We start from the raw sequence: 26,428 nt of genomic DNA on the forward strand, positions 1-26,428 counted from the left end.
ATTAAATACCATGTGATATGGGCTATGGTGTTCCTTCAACTGGGAACCATATGGTCCATAGCAGCTCAAGAAAAGGCAGTACCGCGATTTCAGGACGGTGAAGCACAGGTTGTTGCAGCCTTTAATACCCCGAAAAAATGGATTCGTCATGATTTATTTGTGGAAACCACATTCGACACGGATGGCGATGGACTATTGGATCGCATGCATGTTGATGTAACCAGGCCTTACCAAACCGAAACCGAAGGGCTTAAACTCCCTGTTATCTATGAATCCAGCCCCTACTATGCCGGCGTTGCCCCGGAGGTAGACGGCTTCTTTTGGGACGTGCATCATGAACTCGGCGAAAAAGGAAAACCGCGTGTTCATCCCGAAGTCGTACGTACGGGTAAACGCCCCATTATATCCAACTCACAAATTGAAACCTGGGTGCCACGTGGGTATATTGTTGTACACTCCTCATCCCCCGGGACAGGACGATCTCAAGGCGCTCCCACCGTTGGTGGCGACAATGAATCTCTTGCCCCAAAAGCCGTCATCGATTGGTTGAATGGTCGTGCCAAAGGGTATTCAGAGCCCTATGGAGGTGAAGAAGTTAAGGCCTATTGGAGTACCGGTAAAGTTGGTATGACGGGGACATCCTATAACGGGACCATACCATTGGCTGCTGCCACCACTGGCGTAGACGGGTTGGAGGTCATTATCCCTGTAGCGCCCAATACCTCGTATTATCATTACTATCGTTCCCATGGTTTAATACGATCTCCGGGAGGGTATTTGGGTGAAGATATTGATGTCTTATTTGATTTTATACATAGTGGAGATGCGTCCAAAAGAGCCCATAACAATGCCACGATAAGGGACGATGTTATGAAGAATGGTATGGACCGCATTACCGGAGATTATAATGCCTTTTGGGCCGGACGTGATTATTTAAACGATATGGCACCCATGAAGGCAGCACTGTTAATGTCCCATGGTTTTAATGATTGGAATGTCATGCCGGAGCACAGTTACCGCATCTATAAAAAAGCCAGGGAAATGGGATTGGAAGCAGGAATTTATTACCATCAGTTCGGACATGGTGGTCCCCCACCCTTGGACATGATGAATAGATGGTTTACGCATTATTTACATGGGGTGGATAACGGGATTGAAAAGGAACCAAATAGAGCATGGATTGTCCGTGAAGACGATAACATCACTAACCCGACACCATATAAGGATTATCCCAACCCTGATGCCGAGGACCTCACGTTATACCCGGTTTCAGGGGCGCCCGAGATAGGCGGCTTATCCCCTTTAAGAGTGCCCAACCAAGAACCGGAAACCCTAATCGACAATTACTCCTTTAACGGTGAAGCTCTGGCAAGGGCTGAAATTACCAGCCATCGTTTATTATATGTTACCCCTAAGCTTTCCAGAGACTTACATATTTCCGGGGTCCCAAAAATAACGATTACATTGGCCAGCAGTAAACCTGCTGTCAACCTGTCGGTTTGGATATTGTCCTTACCCTGGGATGACAGTAGAATGGCAAAGACCACCGACAATATTATAACACGAGGTTGGGCAGATCCACAAAACCATAACTCATTGACCAGGGGAGAACCCTTAAAAGTGGGTGAATATTATGAGGTTAGCTTTGAGCTCCAACCCGACGATCAGGTTATTAAGGCGGGTCAGCAAATAGGGCTCATGATTTTTTCGAGTGATAAGGACTTTACGCTGCATCCAAAACCAGGTACGAAATTGGCTGTTGACCTGGACAGGACGTATGTAACGCTGCCTGTGGTTGGAGGATTGGACGCTTTTAAAACGGCCATGAATGACTAAACTGTAATCCAAATGAAATTAGTTTATATCGCTGCGCTGTTGTTTTTACACATATCCTGTAAAACTGATCCAAAGGATAACCCAGCGCTAATGGAGGTCTGGAAAAATGAAATTCTGGAAACCGAACACCAATTTTCTAAAATGGCTCAAGAGGAAGGCATGAATAAGGCCTTTCTGAAATATGTGGCGGATGACGGGGTGCTTTTAAGAAATGACAGCCTTATTAAAGGCAAACAATCCATTGAGCACTACATGGAAAATGCCACCTCAAAAGGCTTACAATGGCAGCCCGATTTTGTGGACGTATCGGCTTCTGGGGATTTAGGTTATACGTATGGAGAATACGTTTACCGGTATCAAGATTCAACCGGTCAAACAAAACAGTCTAAAGGCATATTCCACACGGTGTGGAAAAGGCAGCCCGATAACAGCTGGAAGTTTGTTTGGGACTAAGTGCCTAATTTTTGTCTTCCAATAATGGCACAAAACGAAATTCACCATATTCCTGTTGTTCAAATTCTTTCGGTCCCTTTCTGATAAAAAGGGTCATAATTTGAACATCATGCCCTACGGGGATAACCATTCGCCCTCCTATTTTTAATTGCGATAACAGCGTTTTCGGGACATGTGGTGCCCCGGCCGTTACAATAATGCCATCAAAAGGAGCTTCATCCTTCAACCCCAGGTAACCATCGCCAAAAACGAGCTTTTTGGGACGGTACCCTAATTTAGGTAAAAACTTGCTGGTTTTTTTAAACAATTCATTTTGTCGTTCTATGCTGTATACCCGTGCCCCCAATTCACACAATACTGCGGTTTGGTAACCGCTTCCCGTACCGATCTCCAGTATTTTGTCTCCGGGTTTAATCTGAAGTAATTCCGTTTGAAAGGCTACCGTATAAGGCTGTGAAATCGTTTGATCTGCAGCAATGGGAAAGGCGGCATCCCTGTAGGCGTGATCTAAAAACCCGGAATCCATGAACAAATGTCTGGGGATGTTTCCAATGGCCTTTAATACCTTTTCATCGGTTATCCCTTTGCGTTTTATGGTGTCCACTAGTTTTTGTCGCAGTCCCTGGTGCTTAAAAGTATCTTTCAATTTATGGTATCGTTTAGTTGGCTAAAATTAAATAAACATTTAAAACAAGCGGTAACAATTTATAAAAATATAGGGTTTCGAATTTTTTAATTTCTGCCACCAGTATGGAAGGCTTTTAGTAATCGTCTTCCGATACTTTTTATAAATTTTCACTTCAATTGATTTAATACACACTTTAAATATCTTATTTTTGTTGAAAACGAAACAATTATGCTAAAAGCAGGTGTTCTTGGTGCTGGTCACCTTGGAAAAATTCATTTGAGACTTTTAAAGCAATCTGAAAAATACAATCTCGTTGGCTTTTATGATGCCGATGCGGACAATGGTCGAAGAGTAGCCCAGGAATTAGGGTATACGTTTTTCGATTCCATAGAATCCCTTATTGATGCGGTGGACATGGTAGATATTGTCACACCGACTCTATCCCATTATGAATGTGCTAAAATGGCTATAGCCAAGGGAAAACATATTTTTATTGAAAAGCCGATTACCAATACGGTTGAAGAGGCTGAACACATTAGAGCGTTACTGGCGAAACATAATCTTCGCGGACAAGTAGGACATGTAGAGCGTTTTAACCCTGCTTTTGTCGCTGTTAAAAACGACATCAAATCACCGATGTTTATAGAAACACACCGCTTGGCCGAGTTCAATCCTCGCGGGACGGACGTCCCCGTGGTTTTGGATTTAATGATTCATGATATCGATATTATTTTAAGTATTGTAAAATCTGAGATTCGGCATATTTCAGCCAGTGGAGTTGCCGTAATTAGTGATACCCCCGATATTGCCAATGCGCGTATTGAATTTGAAAATGGCTGTGTGGCGAATTTAACAGCCAGTAGAATTTCGCTTAAAAAAATGCGAAAGGCACGCTTTTTTCAGAAGGATGCCTATATCTCCGTGGATTTTTTGTCCAAAACATGTGAAGTGGTGAAAATGAAGGATGCTCCTGAAAGACCGGATGATTTTGATATGATTTTACAAAATGCTGAAGGTGTAAAAAAGCAAATTTATTTTGACAATCCCAAAATAACCGAAACCAATTCGATTTTAGATGAATTAGAGACTTTTGCCGATGCCATTACTAATGATACAACACCTGTTGTAACCCTTCATGATGGTACCGAAGCCCTTCGTGTGGCCACTCAAATCATTAATTGTTTTTAAAATCGAGCATCCATACTACAACCAAAGATGGTATTCATAAATTAGGAATATGTATAGCATTTGTAACGTATTGGCTTTCAATAATTTTTTTCAAATATGAAAAACGTAGCAGTTATCGGCGCAGGAACCATGGGAAATGGTATTGCGCATACCTTTGCCCAAAGTGGATTCAAAGTGCAGCTTATTGATGTGAATGAGACTGCCTTGAAAAATGGAATGGAGACCATATCGCATAATTTAGAGAGAATGGTCTCTAAAGAAACGATAACGGAAAAGGATAAAGCAGAAACCTTAGGCAACATTTCCACTTTTACCAATCTCATCGAAGGGGTTGAATATGCCAGTTTAGTCATTGAAGCAGCCACAGAACGTGTCGATTTAAAGCTTAATATATTTCAACAATTAGCGGAGGCCTGTCCGGAAGATACGATTTTAGCGACCAATACCTCCTCTATTTCCATCACTCAAATTGCAGCAGTAACCACAAGACCTGAAATGGTTATAGGGATGCATTTTATGAATCCGGTGCCCGTCATGAAACTCGTCGAGGTTATTCGTGGCTATAATACCAGTGATGCGGTTACACGTACCATTCTGGAATTGTCTGAGACCTTGGGTAAGGTTCCGGTCGTTGTACAGGACTATCCCGGTTTTGTTGCCAACCGAATTTTAATGCCAATGATTAATGAGTCTATCGAAACGCTATATCATGGTGTAGCCGGTGTTGCCGAAATCGATACGGTTATGAAATTAGGGATGGCCCATCCCATGGGACCGCTTCAATTAGCAGATTTTATAGGATTGGACATTTGTCTTTCCATTTTAGAGGTCATGTATGAAGGCTTTAAGAACCCTAAATATGCCCCATGTCCTTTATTGGTAAATATGGTTAGGGCGGGCAAACTGGGCGTTAAATCCGGTGAAGGGTTTTACGATTATTCCGTAAGCAAAAAAGCAGAAACTATTGCGGCACAGTTTACCCCATAAATGGGATTAAGCGAAGTATCACATGATAAAGGTACTGTTACAATTACCCATCGGTTCATTTTATGACAAAAATAAAGCCATTTAAAGCAGTAAGACCAACAAGAGACAAAGTCAGTTTAGTCGCCTCTCGTTCTTATCAAACCTATACCAAAGATGAGATCAGGGCACGATTAAATTACAATCCGTTCTCATTCTTGCATATCATAAATCCGGGTTATAGATACGATCAAAAAATTACGGGTAGGGAACGTTATACATTGGTCAGGAACCGCTATTTGGAATTTAAGGAAAACCATATTTTTATTCAGGATGAAATGCCTTGTTTTTATGTGTACAAAATCGTTAACAGAGAAGGCCATGAATGTTCAGGTATCATTGCTGCTGCCAGTACCCTGGACTACGAACAGGGTATTATCAAAAGACATGAAGACACGATTGAGTATCGTGAGCATATATTTAAGGACTATTTGAAAATAACAGGTTTTAATGCAGAACCTGTACTTCTTACCTATCCGGATAACACGGTTATTTCAGAAATAATTGAAAAGGCACAAACGGGACGTGCCGAATTTGAGTTTACAACCACCAACAGGGATACCCACTACTTATGGCTATTGAATGATGAAAGGCTAATGGAAACCATTGAAAAGGAATTTGAGTCCATTCCAAGGGTTTATATTGCGGACGGACATCATCGTTTAGCGTCTTCACATTTACTTTCCAAAGACATGCAATCCGGTATGGAAAAGGATTCGTACAACTATTTTATGAGTTATTTGATACCGGAATCCCATTTAAGGATTTACGAATTCAACAGACTGATTCAAGACTTAAATGGATGGAGTAAAAATGATTTTTTAATGCAATTGGATACCTGGTTTAGAATAGAAAACAGAGGTGAAAAGGTATATCAACCTACCAAGAAACATCATTTTAGCATGTATTTGGATGGGCATTTCTATTCCTTGTATTTAAGAAGCACCTATGCTATGCATACGGCTTTGGATGCCCTGGACACTCAAATATTATATAAAACCATTTTAGAACCTATTTTAGGGCTCTCCGATCTGCGCAATGACACCCGTATTGCGTATTCATCCGGTAATAATGATGTGGTGACGATTAAGACCAAGGTAGATTCAGGAGCTTATGCTGTTGGATTTGGTCTGGTTCCCATTACGGTCTACGAATTGAAAGCTATTGCTGATGCCGGACAAACGATGCCTCCAAAAAGCACCTGCATCACTCCAAAATTACGCAGTGGGCTAACCATCTATGAATTTTAATTAACCACCCTTAGTGACTAAAGCAGAACGATGTCTATATCAGAAAATTTAAAAAAAATAAAGGCCACTTTACCGGATCATGTTACCCTTGTCGCCGTTTCTAAAACGAAGCCCATAAGTGATATTATGGAAGCGTATCAGGCCGGTCATCGCGTTTTTGGAGAAAACAAAATTCAGGAAATGGTGGAAAAGTATGAGCAACTGCCCAGGGATATTGAATGGCATATGATTGGTCATGTTCAGCGCAATAAAGTAAAATATATGGCACCATTTGTCCATGTCATTCATGGTGTGGATCAAATAAAGTTATTAAAGGAAATCAACAAGCAAGCTCAAAAGCACAATCGCATTATACAGTGTTTATTACAAATAAAAATCGCTGAAGAGGACTCGAAATTTGGAATGACCTTCGACAATGCCCGATCTCTTATTACCGGCAGTGAAGTTTCGGAATTAAAAAACATTAAAATTGTCGGGCTTATGGGAATGGCTACTTTTACTGATGATATGGATCAGGTCGAACAAGAGTTCTCCCGATTAAGAAGTACTTTTGAAAACCTGAAACAACATTCGGCCTCGAATGTTGATCTTTCCATCTTAAGCATGGGGATGAGTGGTGATTATAAATTGGCTTTAGCCTGCGGCAGCACCATGATTCGAGTAGGAAGTAGTATATTTGGGGAGCGTAATTACCATTAATCTTAAACCATAATTATATCTACGCCATACTAGACATAGAAACCACTGGGGGGAAGTACAATGAAGAGGGCATTACCGAAATTGCTATCTACAAATATGACGGTCATTCCATTGTCGATCAGTTTATCAGTCTGATCAATCCGGAGCGTGAGATCCAACCTTTTGTAATAAACCTTACCGGCATTAACAGTCAAATGCTACGTCATGCCCCGAAGTTTTATGAAGTGGCGAAACGTATTGTAGAAATAACATCCGACTGTGTGGTAGTGGCCCATAATGCCCAATTCGATTATCGCATATTATGCATGGAGTTTCGCAGACTGGGCTATGAGTTTGAGCGAAGAACGCTTTGCACTGTAGAATTAGCCAAACATCTCATTCCCGGGCAACCCACCTATAGTCTTGGAAAATTGGTTAGAGCATTAGGGATTCCCGTTTCCGATAGACATCGCGCAGCGGGAGATGCCCAAGCGACGGTAAAACTGTTTAAAATGCTCATGGATAAGGACGTATCCAAAACAATTATCCAAAACAATATCAGGCTGGATCCCAAATATCAGTTAGAGCCTAAACATATCGATATTATTGCAGATCTGCCTTCCTTAACCGGGGTGTATTATATCCACAAATCCGATGGCGAAATCATCTATATTGGTAAAAGTAAAAATATAAAAAGACGTATCAATCAACATTTTACCAGTACCAATCACAAGTCAAAAAAAATCCAACAATTAGTGAGTACGGTAACCTATGAGGCCACGGGTAGCGAACTGGTGGCACTGTTAAAGGAAAGTGAAGAAATTAAACGGGTCAGGCCCATTTTCAATAGAGCTTTAAGACGAACCATCTTTACACATGCACTTTTCAGTTTTAAAGACGATCAGGACTACATGAATTTAAAAATTGATGTTGCCGATGGCCGAAAACATCCCATTACCACTTTTAGTAATCGCCAAAGCGGTAAAAGCTTCATGGTGAAAGCTGTTGAGGATTATAAGCTTTGCCAGAAATTAGTCGGGCTGTATAAAACAAAGACCAGTTGTTTTAATTATGATATCAAAGCTTGTCATGGGGCCTGCGTTCAGGAAGAAGCACCGGAACAGTACAATAAACGTGTAGAAGCCTTAATTGATAAAAACAGTTATGCCAATAAAAATATGGTCATTATAGATTCCGGACGAGATATTGATGAACGGAGTGCCATATTGATCAAAAATGGTGTTTTTAAAGGCGTCGGTTTTTATAACTTGAATTATCAAATTCGGAATATTGAGGTGTTGGAATCCATAATTACGCCCATGCAAAACAATAGGGATACCCAACACATTATTCAAAGTTATTTGAGGAAAAACAAAAAAGTCAAACAACTCATTTTATAAAGATGTGTAAAAAATCGACCCGATTAATGATTGTCCTTTTTAGTAGTATCCTGTTCAGTCCGTCCAATTATAATGCCGAGTCCTTTAAAGTGACCTCAGGAGATCTTGAGGCAACGACCAAGGATAAGGATGCCTTAGCCACGGCCCAGGTAATATATGAAAACGGCAACAGTTTCGTCGATAAGAACAATTACGGGTTACAGACCGAAGTTAAACGCAAACTAAAGACTCCCCTATTGCCTGCCGACTATGACCCATACCTTAAAGCGTTTATGAATACGATGGTGGATGTTCAAAAAAACAGTATAATAGTACTAAACAGGAAAATATAGTTCTTTATTTATTATTTTTGGACATATGAGCAAATTCACAAGGAACCGATGGCGATTGAAACTTCAAGAAATTATTTATGAAGCCGACACGCCTGCCGGAAAGTTGTTTGATGTCGTTCTGCTCATTACCATTTTGGCCAGCATCGTTTTGGTCATGCTGGAAAGTGTTAGGACCATTGATGCAGAGTACCATTCCTTTTTAAACATTTCGGAATGGGTAATTACCATTTTGTTCAGTTTGGAATACATCGCCCGCATCATCACTGTTAAAAAACCGTTTAAATATATATTTAGTTTTTATGGCCTTGTCGATTTTCTGTCCACGATACCCAAGTACATCTCCTTAATTGTAGGTGGCGTACATGCCCTGGCAGCCCTAAGAGCGCTTCGTTTACTACGTGTTTTTAGGATCTTAAAACTGGCACGTTACCTCGGGGCATCCCATACGCTCATGAATGCCATAAAGGCCAGTCGGGCCAAAATATCGGTGTTTTTATTTGCCGTACTTATAGTAGCCATTATTTTAGGAACTATCATGTACCTCATTGAAGGGGAAGCCAATGGATTTACCAATATTCCTAAAGGCGTTTACTGGTGCATTGTAACCCTAACCACAGTTGGCTTTGGTGATATAGCGCCTCAAACGCCTTTAGGCCAGTTTATTGCGTCTTTGGTTATGATTTTGGGGTATGGCATAATTGCAGTCCCTACCGGAATTGTTTCTGCGGAATACACGAGTCAAAGTAGGACAAGAAAGGAAACAGAGCCAGAAAATGAATTGAATAAGGCTCAGGAATCGATCCCGTTAAACTCTCAATGTTGTTCTAATTGTTTAAGCGAATCCCATCGCGATGATGCCGAGTTTTGCTTTAAATGTGGTGCCAGGTTACATCATGACTAAATATGTACTTTCCATTATTGGTCCAACCGCCATTGGTAAAACGGCGTTAAGTATAAAAGTGGCCCAACATTTTAAAACGGAGATCCTTTCTGCCGATTCCAGGCAGTTTTTTAAAGAAATGGCAATAGGTACTGCGGTCCCGAGTCCGGAGGAATTATCGAAAGTAAAACATCATTTCATCCATCACAAATCCATACATGACTCTTATAATGTCGGAGCATTTGAAAAGGACGCCATAAACCGTTTGGAAGACCTGTTTAAAACACAGAATATTGTTGTGATGGTTGGTGGATCCGGACTCTACGTTGATGCCATTACAAAAGGACTGGATGATTTTCCAAACGTAGATCCTAAAATTAGGACAAGATTAAACCGTGAACTTGAAACCAAAGGCCTGGAACCATTACAGGATCAACTCAAGGCACTGGACCTAAACGCCTATCATACGATTGCCATCGCTAATCCACACCGTGTGATTCGGGCTCTTGAGGTTTGTATAGGCACCAATAGGCCCTATTCCTCCTACTTAAATAAATTAAAGGACAACCGTCCTTTTAAAACGATAACCATAGGTCTCACTGCAGATCGTGAAATCATTTATGACCGCATAAACCGGCGGGTGGACACGATGATTGAAGCGGGATTGCTTGATGAAGTGAAGACCCTTCTGCCCCATCGGCATTTAAATGCATTGAATACCGTGGGTTACAAGGAACTGTTCCGCTATTTTGAGGGGCAATGGCCCTTGGAATTTGCCATTTCGGAAATTAAGAAAAATTCACGACGTTTCGCGAAACGTCAACTCACCTGGTTTAGAAAAGACCCCGATATTTTATGGTTTGAGCACAGCACGTCAACAGAACACATCATACAGTCCCTACAAGCTGCAATACCGTTTAAAAATGGAGCCTCATGAATAGCCCCGATGAAAGACCACTCGACAATCCGGTATGGTATGCCTTGACAGAACATCAGTTTAATGAAGCCATTGATTATGGAAATGTCAAGTTCTATCATCCTGATTATGCGCCGTTTGGGGCCTTTATAAATCACCAAGATACCAGTGCGGCAATAGAAAAACATGCGCGACTCATCCGGGATTTTTTTATTGTTGGCGAAAAACCTCGGCTACCCATGCATTTTAAGTCACCGAAGCAATATATAGGGTTGCAAATGATCAATTATAACAGAATCAATCATCCGATCACAGAAGGTATTACTGAATTAACAGATTCGCATTATGACGACTTAATTCGGTTAATAAAATTGGTCTATCCGGAATATTTTAAATCTAAAACCCAGCAACTTGGACAGTATTATGGGATTTACAAAAATGGTGAATTGGTTGCAGCGGCTGGCGAACGTATGCAGACCCGGAATTTTATTGAGATTAGTGCTGTAATCACACATCCCCATCATACCGGAAAGGGGTTTGCCAAACAATTGATAGCACATACCGCTGAGCACATTTTTAACAAAGGGAAGGTCCCTTTTCTCCATGTGGATGAAACCAACACGAATGCCATTCAACTCTATTTGAAAATGGGTTTTACTATAAGAAGACGATTTAGTTTTTGGAAAATTAGCGTTTAAAACAAGGTAATTTGTCCTTCTCCATCTATTTCAAAATCATCCTTTTGGGCTTCACCGTTACTGGAGGTATCCGTTTCTTGTTTAGCGTCACTAATCACCTCTTCATCAACGACTTCCAACTCGTCGGCATGAATCTCTTCCGGCGCTTCATAAGGCAAAGGATCCAGTAGATTTATCTGATTGACCTTATCTTTTGTCAGCTGGTTTCCTAAAGCCGTAATGCCTTTTATGGCTATAAATTCTTCTAAATTTACTTCCATGTTATCTTTTCGGTCCTTGCCGCGCTCCTTGGCAAATACCACTTCTGCCATGGGTTTCCAATCTGTAGAGATAATTTCCAATTGCGAGGCGGGGTGTTCTGAAATAAAAGCTTCTTCCTTTCCCTCATTTTCAATTAAAAACCGTTTAACATAATACAATTCTTTTTCCCCGTTATAGTAAATGGCTGATATGGGTTTTTTAGGTATCCATTTTTCCAGTACAATCATATCATCATCGAAGTGCATCGTAACTTCCGGAGTTACCGTTTTAGCTATGCCGGATTGCGTGATGATCAATAGTTTGTCCTCCCCTCTGAATTCCCCAATCAACTCCCCTCTGCCATCAACATTGAGACGTTGAACGGCATCATCGAACCAGATTTTACGGGGTTTTAAGGTGGACACCCCTTTTTCTTTAAGTTCAATGCGCTTTACAGCGTATTTGGTGACCAGATTTCCTTTGGAGGATCGTCCTTTAATGATGATATCGGCAAAATCAATATCCCATTTTAGCTTTTTAATACTCCCGGATTGTCTTAGCAACACCGTAACCACTTCTGCTTCACCATTTGGATTGGCTGAAAAATACAACACAGAAGATCCTTTGCTATCGCTTGCCATTTGGTACTCCCTGTCACGCGTAACTCCAGTGACCGCAAATCTTTTGATGTATGAAGGACCTCGTGTGCCATCGCGATAAATCATATTGTAGATGGTTCTTTTGTCTTTCTTCTTAAAAACGGCTACATGAATAATATCCTTGCCCACAAAAGTTTTGGTATCCACTTTGGTGACCATCATGGTTCCTTGTTTGGTAAACACAATGATATCGTCTATATCACTGCAGTCACATACATATTCGTCACGTCTTAGGGACGTGCCAATAAATCCTTCCGCCCTATTTACATAGAGCTTGGTATTTCTAATGACCACTTTGGTTGCATCGACGTCATCAAAAATTCGTATTTCAGTTTTACGCTCCCGACCATCTCCATACTCTTTTTTCAATCTGGTAAAATAGGCTATGGCATAATCAATGAGGTGGGCCAGATGATGCTTCACTTCAGCTATTTGATCTTCCAGAGCCTCTATACGTTGCTGGGCTTTATCAATATCAAATTTGGAAATACGCTTGATCCTGATTTCTGTTAATCGTACAATATCCTCTTCAGTAACGGCTCGCTTAAGATGTTTTATATGAGGCACTAAGCCTTTATCTATGGCCGTAATGACCCCTTCCCATGTTTCCTCTTCTTCGATATCGCGATATATCCTGTTTTCAATAAATATGCGTTCTAAGGAAGCATAATGCCATTGTTCTTCAAGTTCGTTCAGTTTGATGTCCAGTTCTTGTTTTAAGAGCTGAACTGTATTATCGGTGGAGCGTCGAAGCATTTCTGAAACACCAATAAATAAAGGCTTGTTATCCTCAATGATACAGCCTAAAGGTGAAATTGAAGACTCACAACTGGTAAAGGCATAGAGTGCATCGATGGTTTTATCCGGTGACAATCCGGATGGCAAGTGTACCAAAATCTCCACTTCGGCTGCGGTATTATCCTCGATGCGTTTGATTTTGATTTTTCCTTTATCATTGGCCTTTAAAATAGAATCAATTAAGGACGAGGTGGTTGTTCCATAAGGAATTTCGGAAATGACCAGGGTATTTTTATCCAATTGGGAAATTCTCGCTCGAATACGAACCTTACCGCCGCGCAATCCGTCATTATAGTTTGAAAAATCAGCAATTCCGGCTGTTGGAAAGTCAGGTACCAATTTAAAGCGTTTGCCATTTAAATGCTTTATGGAGGCCTCAATAAGTTCTATAAAATTATGTGGTAATATCTTTGTGGATAGCCCAACAGCAATGCCTTCCCCTCCTTGTGCCAGAAGCAATGGAAATTTTACCGGTAAATTAACGGGTTCTTTTCTACGACCGTCATAACTGGCTTGCCATTCCGTAATCTTCGGACTGTAAACCACATCCAAAGCAAATTTAGACAATCGGGCTTCAATGTATCGCGAGGCGGCAGCACTGTCACCGGTTAAAATATTTCCCCAATTCCCCTGGGTGTCAATCAGTAAATCCTTTTGTCCTATTTGCACCATGGCATCGGCAATACTGGCATCGCCGTGGGGATGATATTGCATGGTATGTCCCACAATGTTAGCGACCTTGTTGTAACGTCCATCGTCCAGATCCTTCATGGAATGCATGATGCGTCTTTGGACGGGTTTAAATCCATCCTCTATGGCCGGTACCGCCCGTTCTAATATGACATAAGACGCATAATCAAGAAACCAATCTTTATACATGCCCGTAACACGGGTAATGGTTTCTTTGGGCTCGTCTTGCTCGTTCTTCAAATCGTCGTGCTCTTCTTCTATCATCAACTTCTACTTTTGGTTTGCCTTAATCATTTTTCTTAAGGATTGCCTAATATATCTTAATTTTCTTCGGTCTACCAAGGTGACATTAAAATGGACCTTTTTACTCCCGCCATTTCTACTCCGAATGTAAAGGACCAACGTTTTATAAACGACATAGTTATGAAACTTATAGGAGATAAGGTTTTTCTTTTCGAACTCCACCTTATGCTCCCTGTAATTCAAATAGTCAGATAACAACAGCCCTTTATTAATGACAATCACTTTCATGCCATCACTATCGTATTCAAAATATTTGGAAATCCAATGGACCAATAAAAAGAGCCCTATAAATCCAAACAAAACCAATAAAAACGTAAGTGTCGGGTTACCGGTTAAGTTTTTAAAGGCATTAAAAACCGTAGATGAAATAATGGCGGCAACGATTAGAATAAAATATACCGATATGATTATGTTTCTAATATTACCGTTATTGGTTCGCATCTATTTTTCCTCCTCAATAAGATCCAACTCCACCTTTAAATTATCTATTATGAACTCTTGTCGTGTAGGTGTATTTTTTCCCATGTAAAAGGCCAGTAATTCTTCAATGGACATATTATCATCTAACATTACGGGATCCAATCGAATATCTTCACCGATAAAGTGTTTAAATTCATCCGGAGAAATCTCGCCAAGTCCTTTAAAACGTGTTATTTCTGGTTTTGGTTTTAATTTCTCAATGGCATTTACGCGCTCTTCTTCCGAATAACAATAAATGGTTTCCTTTTTATTTCTTACCCTGAATAAGGGTGTCTGCAAAATATACAAATGCCCTTCCTTGATAAGTTCAGGAAAAAATTGAAGGAAAAAGGTGATTAATAATAATCGAATATGCATCCCATCAACATCAGCATCGGTTGCAATGACCACATTGTTATATCTTAAATCCTCCAGGGACTCCTCAATATTCAAAGCCGCCTGAAGCAGATTGAACTCTTCATTCTCATAAACTATTTTTTTGCTAAGACCATAGCAATTTAGCGGTTTACCCTTTAAGCTAAATACAGCTTGCGTATTGACATCACGGGATTTGGTGATACTACCCGACGCCGAATCTCCCTCTGTGATAAACAAGGTCGTTTCCAAATTACGTTCATTTTTGGTATCTCCAAAATGAATACGGCAATCTCTCAATTTTTTATTATGAAGGCTGGCTTTCTTGGCACGTTCTCTTGCTAATTTCCGAATGCCCGACAGTTCCTTACGTTCGCGTTCAGCCTGTAAAATTTTACGTTGTATCTTTTCGGCCGTGTCAGGATTCTTGTGCAGAAAATTATCCAGGTTGGTTTTTAAAAAATCATTGATATACGTGCGTACGGTGGGCAAGTCCCCACCCATATCTGTAGATCCCAGCTTGGTTTTTGTCTGACTTTCGAAAACGGGCTCCATAACTTTTATGGCCACCGCACTGATAATGGATTTTCTAATATCGGAAGCATCAAAATTTTTACCGTAGAACTCGCGAATGGTTTTTACCAATGCTTCCCGAAAGGCATTGAGATGAGTCCCCCCCTGTGTAGTATTTTGCCCGTTAACGAAGGAGTGGTACTCCTCACTATACTGACTTTTGCTATGGGTTATGGCAACTTCAATATCGACACCGCGCAGGTGTATAATAGGATATAACAGGTCGGCCTCATTGCTGTTATCGGCCAGTAAATCCTTTAACCCGTTCTCACTAAAATACTTATCGCCATTGAACACTATGGTTAGGCCCGGATTCAGGTAAACATAGTTCTTAAGCAATTTCACCACATACTCACTGCGAAACTTATAGTTTTTAAAAATGGAATCGTCCGGTATAAAAGACACTTTGGTGCCTTTACGTCTTGTGGTGTCATCGAGCAGTTCGTTATGGGTTAAATTACCTTGTTCGAACTCTGCCGAAGCCGATTTTCCATCTCGTGTAGACTCCACCCTAAAGTAATTGGACAAGGCATTAACGGCCTTAGTACCAACACCATTTAGTCCAACCGCTTTTTTAAATGCTTTGGTATCATATTTCCCCCCGGTATTCATTTTCGACACCACATCCACCACTTTACCAAGAGGGATACCGCGTCCATAGTCCCGAACGATCACCTTATTGCCTTGAATGGAGATATCTATGGTCTTTCCAGCCCCCATCACAAACTCGTCTATGGAGTTGTCCAGAACTTCCTTGAGTAGGATGTAAATACCGTCATCCGGTGATGATCCATCACCGAGCTTTCCAATATACATACCGGGACGCATACGAATATGCTCCTTCCAGTCCAGTGAACGGATATTATCTTCGGTATAATTGGATTGTACGGTCATAAATACTATTGGAATTAATGATAGATCGCTAATATAACATTTCAACAGAAAAAATGAAACAGCGCCCAAACAAAGTAATTAACAATAAAAATACAATTTTGTTGAGAACCTTAAGGTACGACAGAGAAATTAAAATGGACCTTGTGTCATCAGACTTTTTTACAAAAAATGAGCATCGAAATGCTGTCTCAATAAAAAGTAATGGTACCGGTGCACTAATTCATATACTTTTTCTTCTTACTACCCTCATACATCACGTATTTAACCAGTTTCGCTTCCAACTTGGCATTGTATAATGATATTTTTCGCGAAGGCCTTAATCCTACGTGCTTTAAGGCATCCAGATTACTGGTGATAAACCAGGCTTCTGTACCCGGATAGTTTTGTTTTAAGGTATCGCCAATATGCTTATAGAAAGCTTCCATATCAATATTTAAGCGTTCGCCATAAGGTGGATTGAATACCATATGCAGCTTTTCGCTACCTCCTTTTTTGGTTTTAAAGAAGTCTTCGTGTTGTACATGAATGAAATCCTCCAGGCGGGCGGACTTTATATTTTCTTTAGCCTTGGCTATGGCACTCGGTGCTTTATCGAAACCTGTAATCCTATGATGAAAATCCCGGGTTTTCTTGAGCAGGGATTCCTCTATTTTTTCAAACAGATCCACATCCCAATCTTGCCAACGTTCAAAGGCAAATTCTTTACGCATGAGGTTTGGAGGAATATTGCAGGCTATCATAGCAGCTTCAATAAGCAGGGTGCCACTACCACACATCGGATCCATAAAATCGGATTGCCCGTCCCATCCCGACAGCATAAGCATTCCAGCCGCAAGAACTTCATTAATAGGAGCAATATTGGTTGCAGATCTATACCCTCTTTTATGCAGGGACTCCCCTGAAGAGTCCAGGGATACTGTACATTGGTGCCGGTCTATGTGGACATTAATTTTAACATCCGGGAATTTTAAGTCAACATTGGGCCTCTGACCTGTGGAATCGCGGAACTTATCCACAATAGCGTCCTTTGTCTTTTGTGCTATAAATAAGGAATGCTTAAACTTTTCGGAATGAACGGTGGCATCGACGGCTAATGTCCCTTTGGCACTTAAATAATCCTCCCAGGACATGTTATAGAGGTTCTCGTACAAATCATTTTCATTAGATACCGTAAAGGATGTAATAGGTTTTAGAATTTTAATGGCCGTTCGCAGGCCTAAATTGGATTTATACATGAACCCTTTATCTCCATAAAACGAGACATGCCGCACGCCCTTTTCTACCTTCTGTGCTCCCAGCTTCAAAAGTTCCTCGGCTAACAGATCCTCAAAGCCAAATAAGGTTTTGGCGACCATCTTAAAATTTTCTTCCATGGGTTTAATCGAATAGGTTGCAAAAATAATGTAATTTTACAGCAAACATAAATATTACTTAAATTATGGGTTAAGGATGAAGTGATATACCCCGGATAAAGAATCCGTAATACTCGAGAATCCTGACCACACTCATGGTGTGGTAACCTCCAAATTGTATGGTCAACAACACATCAACATGGTATGCCTCCTGGTTTGACACACCCTTTTACCACATCTTGTACAAGGACCGTGATGCTATTGAAGCTCATAAATTTATGGATCGGCTAACGCACTATCTGAATATCCCAAAAGGGGGCAGTATTTTGGATTTGGCCTGTGGTAAAGGTCGACATGCGCGCTATTTAAATAAAATAGGGTTTGATGTTACAGGAGCGGACTTAAGTGAAAATAGTATTAATTACGCCAAACAATATGAAAATCACAGGTTACATTTTGTGGTACACGATATGAGCAAACCTTTTCGTAAATCCTTTGATGCCATTTTTAATTTGTTTACCAGTTTTGGATATTTTGAAAATGATGATGATAACCTCAATACGATTAAAGCGATTAAGGCGGGATTAAATACCCATGGATTTGGGGTCATAGACTTCATGAACAGCAATTTTGTAATTGATGGTTTAGTCCCTGAAGAAGTTAAAATCGTTAATGATATTGAATTTCATTTGAAACGCTATGTTAAGGATGGTTATATTTTTAAAGATATTAAATTCATGGCCCAGGGTGAAGACTTTGCATTTACAGAACGGGTTAAGGCATTCTCTTTAGCAGATTTTGAAACGCTTTTTGAACTAGCCGATGTTAATTTATTGGAGATTTTTGGTGATTATAAATTGCATAAATTTGATGCAAACACTTCAGAACGTTTAATTATGATCTTTAAATAGTAGTTCCCTTATGAATGATTATCTTTTACCTATTTATGCAGTTATTTTAGGCGTCATTATTGCGAGCATCACCTTGGATAAACGAGCATGGAACTTGAAATTGCTTTTATCATTTAGTGGTGCATTCTTATTGGCTCTCACACTTTTCGAACTGCTTCCTGAAGTTTACCATAAGCTGGAGGCCAAACGTACAGGTCTTTATATTATGAGTGGTATATTGTTACAGATTATTTTAGAACTGTTCTCTAAAGGTGCCGAACATGGACATGTGCATATTCACAAAGGTAAAGCGGGATTTCCCCTGCTACTGTTTTTAAGCCTTTGTATCCATAGTTTTTTGGAAGGCTTTCCAATTCATGAACATAATGACATGGTTTATGGGGTATTAATCCATAAAATCCCGATAGCCATATTAATTTCAATGTTTTTGTTCCACTCCAAATTTAGCAGGCTTCAAATTGTCGTATTCCTTGTGATTTTTGCCATTATGACCCCTTTAGGGACCTTTATTTCAAACCATACCACTCCTCTATCACCCTTTATTCCTGTTGTTAATGCCGTAGTAATAGGTATCTTTTTACATATTTCCACTACCATTCTTTTTGAAAGTAGTGCGGGCCACAAGTTTAACTTATCAAAATTCGTTGCTATTATTCTCGGAGTTGGAATAGCCTACTTTATGTAATGTTCAGTAAGGAAGAATCAAGGCGGATAAGACAAGAGTTTTGGACCAGTTTTGGAAAATCCTTTCCCAGAAAATGGATTTTATACAACACCAAGCTAAAGGGGCTGAGTTTTAAGTTTCATTTTGATACCAAAAACGCATTGGTGGCCCTGGAGCTGGAGGACCCTTTGGAAAAGCGTATAGCCTATTGGGATAAGTTAACCGGCCTCAAATCGATTCTCAAGGAAGACTATTTACCCAATGCCATTTATGATGAGATCTGCCTTTTGGACAATGGCAAGGAAATATCCAGAATTTATGTGCCTTTGGAAAACAAAGTCTCCATACACAACAAAAACTCCTGGCAGGAAGTCATGCTTTTTTTTAATAACACGATGGGGTTGTTTGAAGCCTTTTTTGTCGCGTATAAAGAGGTCATAGAAGGATAGATCCGACCTTAATGCATATTTCCCTTTTTATTATTAACCAAAATACCTAGCTTTACTTTTCTAAAGTTTTCATATGGATTCTAATATAATTTCAAAGGGCATTTTAAGGGCCATAGCCATTATTGTTGGGGTTACGGTTATTTTATTGTTTCTTTATGAAATACAATCTGTTATTGCTTATATAGCCATAGCAGCGGTGGTATCCCTTATAGGGAGGCCCATAGTATTATTTTTAACGAGTCGTTTAAAATTTAAGAATACCCTGGCCGTTGTGGTCACTATGGTATTAATGCTGGGTCTTTTTATTGGATTGGTAGGCCTGTTTATTCCATTAATCTTAAAGCAGGGACATAATTTATCACTCTTAAACATAGAAGAACTGAGGGGTAATATCGAGGACCTATATGCTGAAATTGTGCGTTATTTTAATTTGCATGAGATAGATGTTGAACAGTCTTTAAAAGATTCCAATTTACTTTCCAAAATTGATTACTCGGTGATCCCCAATTTTTTAAATTCCGTGGTTAGCGGTTTAGGCAGTTTTAGCATTGGACTATTTTCGGTATTGTTCATTTCATTTTTCTTTTTGAAAGACAGCAGGTTGTTTGAAAATGCCTTATTAACTTTAATTCCGGACAGTAAGGAATCCCGTTGGAAGGATTCTTCCGAAAAAATCAAGAACCTGTTATCCCGGTATTTCGTGGGACTCATATTTCAAATCTTTATTCTTTTCGTCATTTATACCACAGGATTATTAATAATTGGTGTTGAAAACGCCATAGTCATTGCGTTCTTATGTGCATTACTTAATTTGATTCCCTATGTGGGTCCGCTTATTGGTGCCTTTTTAATGATTACCCTTACCATGACCAGTAGTCTGGGACAAAGCTTCAGCGGGGTTATTTTGCCGAAAACCTCCTGGGTACTGGTCATTATTGCTATCGGCCAATTGGTGGATAATTTTTTCAGTCAACCGGTAATTTTCTCAAAAAGTGTAAAATCCCATCCTCTGGAGATTTTTTTGGTCATTCTCATAGCAGGAATTCTATTTGGTGTTTTGGGCTTAATTATTGCCATACCTGCTTATACTGCCATTAAAGTGATTTTAAAGGCCTTTTTATCTGAAAATAAAATTGTAAAAAAGCTTACTAAAAACTTATAGTTTTTATTTGAATAAATCTATTTTAAATATTGATATACAAGAATTTATAAATAAAAATATAAATTCTGATATGACTACATTGGCCTTAAAAGGAAGTTCTTTTGAATCGGTAGAGACTAAAGCTCTTATTGAGCAGATTGAAGCCAAAAGGAAGTGTGAAAAAAAGTTACCCACCTGGTACAATTGTGATCAGATTTATTACCCAAACAAGCTCCATATTGAGCAGACCTCCTCTGAAATTACAGCAGCGTATAAATCCCGTTTGATCGATGGTCAATCCCTTATTGACATTACAGGTGGTTTTGGGGTGGATTGTTATTATTTTGCCACAGGTTTTGAGGAGGTCATCCACTGTGAAATAAATGAGGAATTATCTGAGATCGTTGCTCATAACTTTAAACAATTGGGCTGTAGTCATGTAAAACCATTAACCACTGATGGTTTAGACTATATAAGAAAGCGTAAAGCGGCATGGGATTGGATTTTTATTGATCCTTCACGAAGACATGATACAAAGGGAAAGGTGTTCTTTTTAAAGGATTGCCAACCTAATGTACCCATACATTTAAACCTGCTTTTTAGGCATTCCAAACATATTATGATTAAGACCTCCCCCCTTTTGGATGTATCGGTCGGGATTAGCGAATTGAGCCATGTTAAAGCCATACATGTTGTCGCGGTTAATAATGAAGTCAAGGAATTATTGTGGATTTTAGACCGCGATTATCATGGAGACATTGCTATGCATGCGGTAAATCTGAAAGCAGCCGAAACGGAGCGTTTTGATTTTAACTTAAATGAGGAAAAACTGGCTCGGTTAAGTTACGGTCAACCCGGTACTTATTTATATGAACCCCATGCAGCCATCTTAAAATCCGGTGGGTTTAAAACATTGTCCCAGAGGTTATCCATTTGCAAATTACATCCCCATTCGCATTTGTATACGAGTGATACCCTTCTCGAATTTCCGGGAAGAACATTTCATATCGAAACCGTCCTACCCTATAACAAAAAGGACTTTAGGCGTTTAGGGATTAAAAAGGCGAATGTCACCACCAGAAACTTTCCCGAGACCGTAGAACAGATTCGAAAAAAATTGAAGATACAAGACGGTGGTGCCTACTATTTATTTTTCACCACCGATTACCAAAATAACCTGATTGTAATCATTACCAAAAAACCAGAACACGGAACATAACCTTAATTCAAGGACCTAAACAGGCAAGTTCGTGCCCTATATTATGGGTAACATAAGGGATTACCCTACTAAATTTCTTGAAATCCCCAACTCCAGACCTCTTAATTCAGCGAGACCTCTTAACCGTCCTATGGCCGAATACCCGGGATTGGTCATCTTACCAAGATCATCCAACATCTGATGGCCATGATCCGGTCTCATGGGAATGGCATGATCGGTTCTTCCTTCAATTTTACGTCTTTGTTCTTCTTTTAAGACTTCGTAAACGATAGCAAACATATCGACATCGCCATCTAAATGGTTGGCTTCATAAAAATTGCCCATGGCATCCCTCTTGGTACTTCTTAAGTGTAAAAAATGAACCCGATTAGCAAATCGCTTGAACATTTGTATCAAGTCATTATCGGGTCTTACACCCAATGATCCTGTACAGAATGTGATTCCGTTAGAGGGTTCCGGAACCTGCTCAAATATATAGGCGTAGTCCGCCTCACTGCTTACTACTCGGGGTAATCCCAATATGGAATACGGTGGGTCGTCAGGATGAATACACATCAACACGCCAAGTTCAGCCGCGACAGGAATGATTTCCTTAAGAAATAAGACTAGGTGGTTCTTTAATGTATCAGCGTCTATATTGGCATACGTATCCAGGACCTCTTGAAATTGTTCCAGGGAGTAGCCCTCTTCAGCACCCGGTAAACCGGCGATGATATTATTGATTAACTTCTGCTTTTGCGCATCCGACATACTTTTCAAATAGGATTTAGCCCTTTCCTTTTGATCCATGGTATAGGAACGCTCTGCCCCCGGCCGTTTTAACAAATACAATTCAAATGCAGCAAAGGCGATGATGTCAAATCGAAGGGCCCTGGAACCATCCTCCACTTTAAAATCCAAATCGGTTCTTGTCCAATCCAATACAGGCATGAAATTGTAACATATTATTTTTATACCACAATGTGCTAAATGTCGTATACTTTGCTTGTAGTTTTCAATGTATTGCGTATAGTTGCCAGACCGCGTCTTAATATGCTCATGTACAGGAATACTCTCTACCACGCTCCATTTCAGACCGGCGTCTTCAATGATTTGCTTTCGTTTGTTAATTTCCTCGATGGTCCAAACGGAGCCATTCGGAATATGATGCAATGCCGAAACAATGCCGGTAGCTCCGGCCTGTTTGATGTCTTCTAACGATACGGGGTCTTTAGGTCCGTACCAGCGCCATGTTTGTTCCATAGTAATTTAATTCTTTTGGGTATTATACCCCACTATAGGCTGCGAATCCACCATCGATAGGTATAACCACACCGGTTATAAACGAAGAGGCGTCATCGCATAAAAATAAGGTTGAACTTATTAAATCCTCGGGTTCTCCATAACGTCCCATAGGAGTTTGATCGATAATTTGTTGTCCGCGTTGGGTTAAGCTTCCATCGGTATTTGTCAATAAGGTTCTATTTTGTTCTGTCAGGAAAAATCCGGGAGCCAAAGCATTGACACGGATACCAACTTTTGAAAAATGTACGGCCAGCCATTGCGTGAAATTCGATACTGCTGCCTTAGCACCACTATAGGCCGGTATTTTTGTTAACGGTGTAAACGCATTCATAGACGAGATATTTAAAATACTGCAACCGGGTTTACCCACCATATCACGAGCAAATATTTGTGTAGGGAGTAAGGTGCCGATAAAGTTTAAATTAAAAACGAATTTTATCCCTTCGGGATCGAGATCAAAAAAAGTTTTAAAGCCCTCAGTAGTGTTCTTCAAATCGCTTTCTAATAAAAAAGGATTAGAGGTTGTTCCTAAGGGATGGTTTCCTCCCGCACCATTTATTAAAATATCACAACTCCCCCATTGATCGTTCACTTTCGTTTTAGCCCCTTCCAGGGAACTTTTATCCAAAACATTGGCGGCTAAACCTATGGCTTCACCTCCGTCCTTAAGAATGGCCTCTGCGACCAAGTTGGCCGATTCAAGATTCAAATCCATTACGGCTATTTTGTGACCTTTTTTGGCCAGGGCTTTTGCCATCGTACTGCACAAAATACCTCCGCCTCCCGTTATTACTATTACTTTACCCATGTTTTTAAGTTTAAACCACACGCATTTATTGATGAACGTGTACGCACACGCAAATATAATAAAATTTTCGTGTGCGCACACATTATTAAATTAATTTTATTATTTTGCCAAGAATATGGTCGGTTTACGGATAACTGGAATCCATATTCTTACAGCATGGTCTATTAAAATGGTTACAATCAAGGATATAGCAAGAGAAGCGCAGGTTTCCGAGGGCACTGTGGACCGCGTCTTACACAATCGCGGAGGGGTTTCGAAACAAACGGAGACCAAAATTAAGGCTATCCTTAAAAAACATAATTTTACTATTAATCCTGTAGCCAGTGCACTGGCCTCCAAAAACAAATACCACATCGCGGTTTTAATTCCGAAGTTTAGTGATACCGATATATTCTGGAAATCTCCCTACATGGGGATCCAAAAAGCAGCCCATGACTATAGAAGCTTTGGCATTGACGTCCGTTTTTATCGGTTTGACCAATATGATTCCCGTTCCTATGAAAATCATTTTAAAGCCTTACTTAGAACAACACCTTCCATCGTCCTTGTTGTGCCGTTATTTCTGAAAGAAACCAAACGGTTTGTTGGTGAACTTGAGCAGCAAAGCATTCCGTATATGTTTTTGAATATTGATGTCCAGGGGTTTCATAACATGACCTTTATTGGGCAGGACTCGTATACCGCCGGGTACTTAGCAGGCAAATTGATGCATTCCATTTTTTCTGAAGACACCAATGTCTTAATTATTCATTCCAAGCATAATACTTCAGTAAACCAAACGGTTTCAAAGAGAATTGAAGGGTTTACCGATTTTTTTGCAAAACAGCATTTTAAAAACCGTCCTTTAATTTTAAAAATTGACGCCTTTAACACCTCAAAGGAAACCAAAGCGGCCATTACAACGTTTCTAAAAAAGCATCCTAAGGTGAAGGGCCTGTTTATTCCATCCAGTCGAATCAATATCATAGTTGATTGTATTGCCCCTGCCCTATTGAAGCACTATAGAATGATTGGGTTTGACAATACTCCAAAAAATATTGAATGTCTGGAAAATGAATCCGTCTCCTTTTTAATATCGCAGAAACCTTTCGATCAGGGTTACGAATCCATACAAGTCATGGCAGACTATCTGCTAAAGAAGAAAATCCCAAATGACAAAATATACCTTCCCATTGATATTTTAACAAAAGAGAATGTGAAATACAACGAGCGTAACGAGTTGTTATTTGAAATGGGGAATCTGTAAATCGGTTAACCTTACTGAAAATACCGCTATCGCAATGTCGACAGCCGAAGAATCCCTGTACGTTCTGACTTGGGGTTTGTTTTTAGATTAAAGTTCGTAAACATGTCGAACACCTTCGGATTAGAACGGCTTATATTATACCGCCTGGGTGAGGTAGAAATTAATAATATCGGCGGTTGAGACGATTCCTACTAATTTGTCCTCTTCCAGAATGGGAACGGCATGATAGTATTGCGTAGACAACACTTTTGCGACATCTTCAACACTCGCCTCTGTAGTTAAATAAAAAGGCTTTGGGGTCATGATATCCTTCACCTTTAAGCTCTTATAAACCTCTTGATCATCATTCATTCCGGCTCCGGAGATATTATACATAAAATCCACTAAACTCACCATTCCAACTAATTTATCATCCTGCAAAACAGGAATGTGATGGTGCCATTTTTTCTTTTCATAGATATGTTTTACATCCAAAAGATCTTGATTTGGAGTAACATAAACGACTTCTTTGGTCATTACCGGTACTACAGAATTCCTTTTCATTTCGTGAAATATTAATGGGTTATCGTTCTCCTTTTAAAATTAACCCATAGGTATCCGTTCTAAAATGATTTAGATCATATTACATCAAAGAATTTGTTAATACATTTAATACTGGTTACTTTAAATAATGAGTCATGAAAACGAAAACAATATTGGAGTTGCTCACCTTAAGTTCTAGTATATATGTCCTGGCCAGAGACACTAAATTTTTAGATAAAATAAACGAGCTTTCCGAAAAAGGAAAAAACAACATTAACAAATCAATGGCTGAAACCCTGGTGGATGAGAATGGTAATGAACTAGAATTTATGGATCGGGTCATTTTAAAAGTTCATGAACTTAAAGAAGAACTTCATGATAAGATAGAAGAACTGGTTGCCGAATTTTACAAAAAAATAAACATAGCGCATATAGATGAAATCAAGGCCTTAAACCAACAAATTGAAAAGTTAGACAGTACCGTGGCGCTATTGGAGGCCAGATTAAATAAATTGGAAGCTTAGACATGGGGGTCATTAGTGATACTATTAAAAGATTA

26 protein-coding genes are annotated in these 26,428 nt (G+C 39.8%); 18 read left to right on the forward strand and 8 right to left on the reverse strand.

What is annotated here, in order from left to right:
- Positions 1 to 24: 24 nt before the first annotated feature.
- On the forward strand, positions 25 to 1,836 hold the full coding sequence (locus MR054_RS16275) for a Xaa-Pro dipeptidyl-peptidase (RefSeq protein WP_242158941.1): 1,812 nt from the start codon (positions 25 to 27) through the stop codon (positions 1,834 to 1,836).
- A 12-nt stretch (positions 1,837 to 1,848) separates the two neighbouring features.
- Positions 1,849 to 2,289 (forward strand): YybH family protein, encoded by a 441-nt coding sequence (locus MR054_RS16280; protein ID WP_242158879.1) that lies wholly within the window; start codon positions 1,849 to 1,851, stop codon positions 2,287 to 2,289.
- A gap of 4 nt (positions 2,290 to 2,293) precedes the next feature.
- Here the strand turns inward: MR054_RS16280 and MR054_RS16285 are convergent, their stop codons facing one another.
- Entirely contained in the window at positions 2,294 to 2,935 is a 642-nt protein-coding gene (locus tag MR054_RS16285) for a protein-L-isoaspartate(D-aspartate) O-methyltransferase (protein ID WP_242084564.1), read from the reverse strand.
- Positions 2,936 to 3,145: 210 nt separating this feature from the next.
- On the opposite strand from MR054_RS16285, the gene MR054_RS16290 reads away from it, so the two are divergent.
- The 9 genes from MR054_RS16290 to MR054_RS16330 all read left to right on the forward strand — a co-directional run bounded on the left by MR054_RS16290 (position 3,146) and on the right by MR054_RS16330 (position 11,282).
- Positions 3,146 to 4,105 (forward strand): Gfo/Idh/MocA family protein, encoded by a 960-nt coding sequence (locus tag MR054_RS16290; RefSeq protein WP_242158880.1) that lies wholly within the window; start codon positions 3,146 to 3,148, stop codon positions 4,103 to 4,105.
- A gap of 96 nt (positions 4,106 to 4,201) precedes the next feature.
- Positions 4,202 to 5,092 (forward strand): 3-hydroxyacyl-CoA dehydrogenase family protein, encoded by an 891-nt coding sequence (locus MR054_RS16295; RefSeq protein WP_242158881.1) that lies wholly within the window; start codon positions 4,202 to 4,204, stop codon positions 5,090 to 5,092.
- Between the two features lie 62 nt (positions 5,093 to 5,154).
- Positions 5,155 to 6,378, forward strand: coding sequence for a DUF1015 domain-containing protein (locus MR054_RS16300; RefSeq protein ID WP_242158882.1), 1,224 nt, complete (start codon positions 5,155 to 5,157; stop codon positions 6,376 to 6,378).
- A 30-nt stretch (positions 6,379 to 6,408) separates the two neighbouring features.
- Positions 6,409 to 7,077 (forward strand): YggS family pyridoxal phosphate-dependent enzyme, encoded by a 669-nt coding sequence (locus MR054_RS16305; RefSeq protein ID WP_242158883.1) that lies wholly within the window; start codon positions 6,409 to 6,411, stop codon positions 7,075 to 7,077.
- A gap of 17 nt (positions 7,078 to 7,094) precedes the next feature.
- A complete protein-coding gene (locus MR054_RS16310; RefSeq protein ID WP_242158942.1) occupies positions 7,095 to 8,456 on the forward strand; it encodes an exonuclease domain-containing protein in 1,362 nt (453 codons plus the stop codon).
- Between the two features lie 26 nt (positions 8,457 to 8,482).
- Positions 8,483 to 8,788, forward strand: a complete 306-nt coding sequence (locus MR054_RS16315) for a hypothetical protein (RefSeq protein ID WP_242158885.1) — start codon at positions 8,483 to 8,485, stop codon at positions 8,786 to 8,788.
- A 25-nt stretch (positions 8,789 to 8,813) separates the two neighbouring features.
- Positions 8,814 to 9,689: an ion transporter gene (locus MR054_RS16320; RefSeq protein ID WP_242158886.1), complete on the forward strand. Its 876-nt coding sequence runs from the start codon at positions 8,814 to 8,816 to the stop codon at positions 9,687 to 9,689.
- Positions 9,640 to 10,605, forward strand: coding sequence for a tRNA (adenosine(37)-N6)-dimethylallyltransferase MiaA (miaA, locus tag MR054_RS16325; RefSeq protein ID WP_242158888.1), 966 nt, complete (start codon positions 9,640 to 9,642; stop codon positions 10,603 to 10,605). Before MR054_RS16320 ends, miaA begins: the two co-directional genes overlap by 50 nt.
- Positions 10,602 to 11,282 (forward strand): GNAT family N-acetyltransferase, encoded by a 681-nt coding sequence (locus MR054_RS16330; RefSeq protein WP_242158890.1) that lies wholly within the window; start codon positions 10,602 to 10,604, stop codon positions 11,280 to 11,282. Before miaA ends, MR054_RS16330 begins: the two co-directional genes overlap by 4 nt.
- On the opposite strand, the gene MR054_RS16335 is transcribed toward MR054_RS16330, so the two are convergent.
- The 4 genes from MR054_RS16335 to MR054_RS16350 all read right to left on the reverse strand — a co-directional run bounded on the left by MR054_RS16335 (position 11,279) and on the right by MR054_RS16350 (position 17,646).
- Positions 11,279 to 13,933, reverse strand: coding sequence for a DNA gyrase/topoisomerase IV subunit A (locus tag MR054_RS16335; RefSeq protein ID WP_242084574.1), 2,655 nt, complete (start codon positions 13,931 to 13,933; stop codon positions 11,279 to 11,281). The two genes, MR054_RS16330 and MR054_RS16335, sit on opposite strands and share 4 nt — an antisense overlap.
- Before the next feature lie 6 nt (positions 13,934 to 13,939).
- The gene (locus MR054_RS16340) at positions 13,940 to 14,413 is read right to left on the reverse strand and encodes a hypothetical protein (RefSeq protein ID WP_242084575.1); all 474 of its coding nucleotides are present in this window, start codon (positions 14,411 to 14,413) and stop codon (positions 13,940 to 13,942) included.
- The gene (locus tag MR054_RS16345; protein WP_242084576.1) at positions 14,414 to 16,273 is read right to left on the reverse strand and encodes a DNA topoisomerase IV subunit B; all 1,860 of its coding nucleotides are present in this window, start codon (positions 16,271 to 16,273) and stop codon (positions 14,414 to 14,416) included. It lies immediately after the preceding gene.
- Between the two features lie 215 nt (positions 16,274 to 16,488).
- Entirely contained in the window at positions 16,489 to 17,646 is a 1,158-nt protein-coding gene (locus MR054_RS16350) for a THUMP domain-containing class I SAM-dependent RNA methyltransferase (RefSeq protein ID WP_242158891.1), read from the reverse strand.
- A gap of 158 nt (positions 17,647 to 17,804) precedes the next feature.
- Between MR054_RS16350 and MR054_RS16355 the strand changes: the two genes are divergently transcribed.
- The 5 genes from MR054_RS16355 (at position 17,805) to MR054_RS16375 (ending at position 22,009) form a co-directional block, all read left to right on the forward strand.
- Positions 17,805 to 18,536: a class I SAM-dependent methyltransferase gene (locus MR054_RS16355; protein WP_242158892.1), complete on the forward strand. Its 732-nt coding sequence runs from the start codon at positions 17,805 to 17,807 to the stop codon at positions 18,534 to 18,536.
- 10 nt (positions 18,537 to 18,546) lie between these two features.
- Positions 18,547 to 19,221 (forward strand): ZIP family metal transporter, encoded by a 675-nt coding sequence (locus MR054_RS16360; RefSeq protein WP_242158893.1) that lies wholly within the window; start codon positions 18,547 to 18,549, stop codon positions 19,219 to 19,221.
- The gene (locus MR054_RS16365) at positions 19,221 to 19,649 is read left to right on the forward strand and encodes a DUF4268 domain-containing protein (protein ID WP_242084583.1); all 429 of its coding nucleotides are present in this window, start codon (positions 19,221 to 19,223) and stop codon (positions 19,647 to 19,649) included. Before MR054_RS16360 ends, MR054_RS16365 begins: the two co-directional genes overlap by 1 nt.
- Before the next feature lie 73 nt (positions 19,650 to 19,722).
- Positions 19,723 to 20,811, forward strand: coding sequence for an AI-2E family transporter (locus tag MR054_RS16370; protein ID WP_242158894.1), 1,089 nt, complete (start codon positions 19,723 to 19,725; stop codon positions 20,809 to 20,811).
- A 7-nt stretch (positions 20,812 to 20,818) separates the two neighbouring features.
- Positions 20,819 to 22,009, forward strand: a complete 1,191-nt coding sequence (locus MR054_RS16375) for a class I SAM-dependent methyltransferase (protein WP_242084586.1) — start codon at positions 20,819 to 20,821, stop codon at positions 22,007 to 22,009.
- 60 nt (positions 22,010 to 22,069) lie between these two features.
- Here the strand turns inward: MR054_RS16375 and uxuA are convergent, their stop codons facing one another.
- Positions 22,070 to 23,251: a mannonate dehydratase gene (uxuA, locus tag MR054_RS16380; protein WP_242158895.1), complete on the reverse strand. Its 1,182-nt coding sequence runs from the start codon at positions 23,249 to 23,251 to the stop codon at positions 22,070 to 22,072.
- 22 nt (positions 23,252 to 23,273) lie between these two features.
- The gene (locus MR054_RS16385; RefSeq protein ID WP_242158896.1) at positions 23,274 to 24,101 is read right to left on the reverse strand and encodes an SDR family oxidoreductase; all 828 of its coding nucleotides are present in this window, start codon (positions 24,099 to 24,101) and stop codon (positions 23,274 to 23,276) included.
- Positions 24,102 to 24,216: 115 nt separating this feature from the next.
- Between MR054_RS16385 and MR054_RS16390 the strand changes: the two genes are divergently transcribed.
- Positions 24,217 to 25,347, forward strand: coding sequence for a LacI family DNA-binding transcriptional regulator (locus MR054_RS16390; RefSeq protein ID WP_242158897.1), 1,131 nt, complete (start codon positions 24,217 to 24,219; stop codon positions 25,345 to 25,347).
- Between the two features lie 135 nt (positions 25,348 to 25,482).
- On the opposite strand, the gene MR054_RS16395 is transcribed toward MR054_RS16390, so the two are convergent.
- Positions 25,483 to 25,890: a CBS domain-containing protein gene (locus MR054_RS16395; protein WP_242084593.1), complete on the reverse strand. Its 408-nt coding sequence runs from the start codon at positions 25,888 to 25,890 to the stop codon at positions 25,483 to 25,485.
- A 134-nt stretch (positions 25,891 to 26,024) separates the two neighbouring features.
- Between MR054_RS16395 and MR054_RS16400 the strand changes: the two genes are divergently transcribed.
- Positions 26,025 to 26,393 carry a hypothetical protein gene (locus MR054_RS16400; RefSeq protein ID WP_242084595.1) on the forward strand — a complete coding sequence of 123 codons (369 nt, stop codon included), beginning with the start codon at positions 26,025 to 26,027 and terminating at the stop codon, positions 26,391 to 26,393.
- Positions 26,394 to 26,428: the final 35 nt, after the last annotated feature.

Source organism: Aestuariivivens sediminis, from assembly GCF_022662105.1.
Taxonomy (GTDB): domain Bacteria; phylum Bacteroidota; class Bacteroidia; order Flavobacteriales; family Flavobacteriaceae; genus Aestuariivivens; species Aestuariivivens sediminis.

Excerpts from the sequence above, each read along its gene's own strand:
- MR054_RS16275 (WP_242158941.1), top strand. The coding sequence starts at position 25 with ATGGTGTTCCTTCAACTGGGAACCATATGGTCCATAGCAGCTCAAGAA.
- MR054_RS16280 (WP_242158879.1), top strand. The coding sequence starts at position 1,849 with ATGAAATTAGTTTATATCGCTGCGCTGTTGTTTTTACACATATCCTGT.
- MR054_RS16290 (WP_242158880.1), top strand. The coding sequence starts at position 3,146 with ATGCTAAAAGCAGGTGTTCTTGGTGCTGGTCACCTTGGAAAAATTCAT.
- MR054_RS16295 (WP_242158881.1), top strand. The coding sequence starts at position 4,202 with ATGAAAAACGTAGCAGTTATCGGCGCAGGAACCATGGGAAATGGTATT.
- MR054_RS16300 (WP_242158882.1), top strand. The coding sequence starts at position 5,155 with ATGACAAAAATAAAGCCATTTAAAGCAGTAAGACCAACAAGAGACAAA.
- MR054_RS16305 (WP_242158883.1), top strand. The coding sequence starts at position 6,409 with ATGTCTATATCAGAAAATTTAAAAAAAATAAAGGCCACTTTACCGGAT.
- MR054_RS16315 (WP_242158885.1), top strand. The coding sequence starts at position 8,483 with ATGATTGTCCTTTTTAGTAGTATCCTGTTCAGTCCGTCCAATTATAAT.
- MR054_RS16320 (WP_242158886.1), top strand. The coding sequence starts at position 8,814 with ATGAGCAAATTCACAAGGAACCGATGGCGATTGAAACTTCAAGAAATT.
- miaA (WP_242158888.1), top strand. The coding sequence starts at position 9,640 with ATGATGCCGAGTTTTGCTTTAAATGTGGTGCCAGGTTACATCATGACT.
- MR054_RS16330 (WP_242158890.1), top strand. The coding sequence starts at position 10,602 with ATGAATAGCCCCGATGAAAGACCACTCGACAATCCGGTATGGTATGCC.
- MR054_RS16335 (WP_242084574.1), bottom strand. The coding sequence starts at position 13,933 with ATGATAGAAGAAGAGCACGACGATTTGAAGAACGAGCAAGACGAGCCC.
- MR054_RS16340 (WP_242084575.1), bottom strand. The coding sequence starts at position 14,413 with ATGCGAACCAATAACGGTAATATTAGAAACATAATCATATCGGTATAT.
- MR054_RS16345 (WP_242084576.1), bottom strand. The coding sequence starts at position 16,273 with ATGACCGTACAATCCAATTATACCGAAGATAATATCCGTTCACTGGAC.
- MR054_RS16350 (WP_242158891.1), bottom strand. The coding sequence starts at position 17,646 with ATGGAAGAAAATTTTAAGATGGTCGCCAAAACCTTATTTGGCTTTGAG.
- MR054_RS16355 (WP_242158892.1), top strand. The coding sequence starts at position 17,805 with ATGGTCAACAACACATCAACATGGTATGCCTCCTGGTTTGACACACCC.
- MR054_RS16360 (WP_242158893.1), top strand. The coding sequence starts at position 18,547 with ATGAATGATTATCTTTTACCTATTTATGCAGTTATTTTAGGCGTCATT.
- MR054_RS16365 (WP_242084583.1), top strand. The coding sequence starts at position 19,221 with ATGTTCAGTAAGGAAGAATCAAGGCGGATAAGACAAGAGTTTTGGACC.
- MR054_RS16370 (WP_242158894.1), top strand. The coding sequence starts at position 19,723 with ATGGATTCTAATATAATTTCAAAGGGCATTTTAAGGGCCATAGCCATT.
- uxuA (WP_242158895.1), bottom strand. The coding sequence starts at position 23,251 with ATGGAACAAACATGGCGCTGGTACGGACCTAAAGACCCCGTATCGTTA.
- MR054_RS16385 (WP_242158896.1), bottom strand. The coding sequence starts at position 24,101 with ATGGGTAAAGTAATAGTAATAACGGGAGGCGGAGGTATTTTGTGCAGT.
- MR054_RS16390 (WP_242158897.1), top strand. The coding sequence starts at position 24,217 with ATGGTCGGTTTACGGATAACTGGAATCCATATTCTTACAGCATGGTCT.
- MR054_RS16395 (WP_242084593.1), bottom strand. The coding sequence starts at position 25,890 with ATGAAAAGGAATTCTGTAGTACCGGTAATGACCAAAGAAGTCGTTTAT.
- MR054_RS16400 (WP_242084595.1), top strand. The coding sequence starts at position 26,025 with ATGAAAACGAAAACAATATTGGAGTTGCTCACCTTAAGTTCTAGTATA.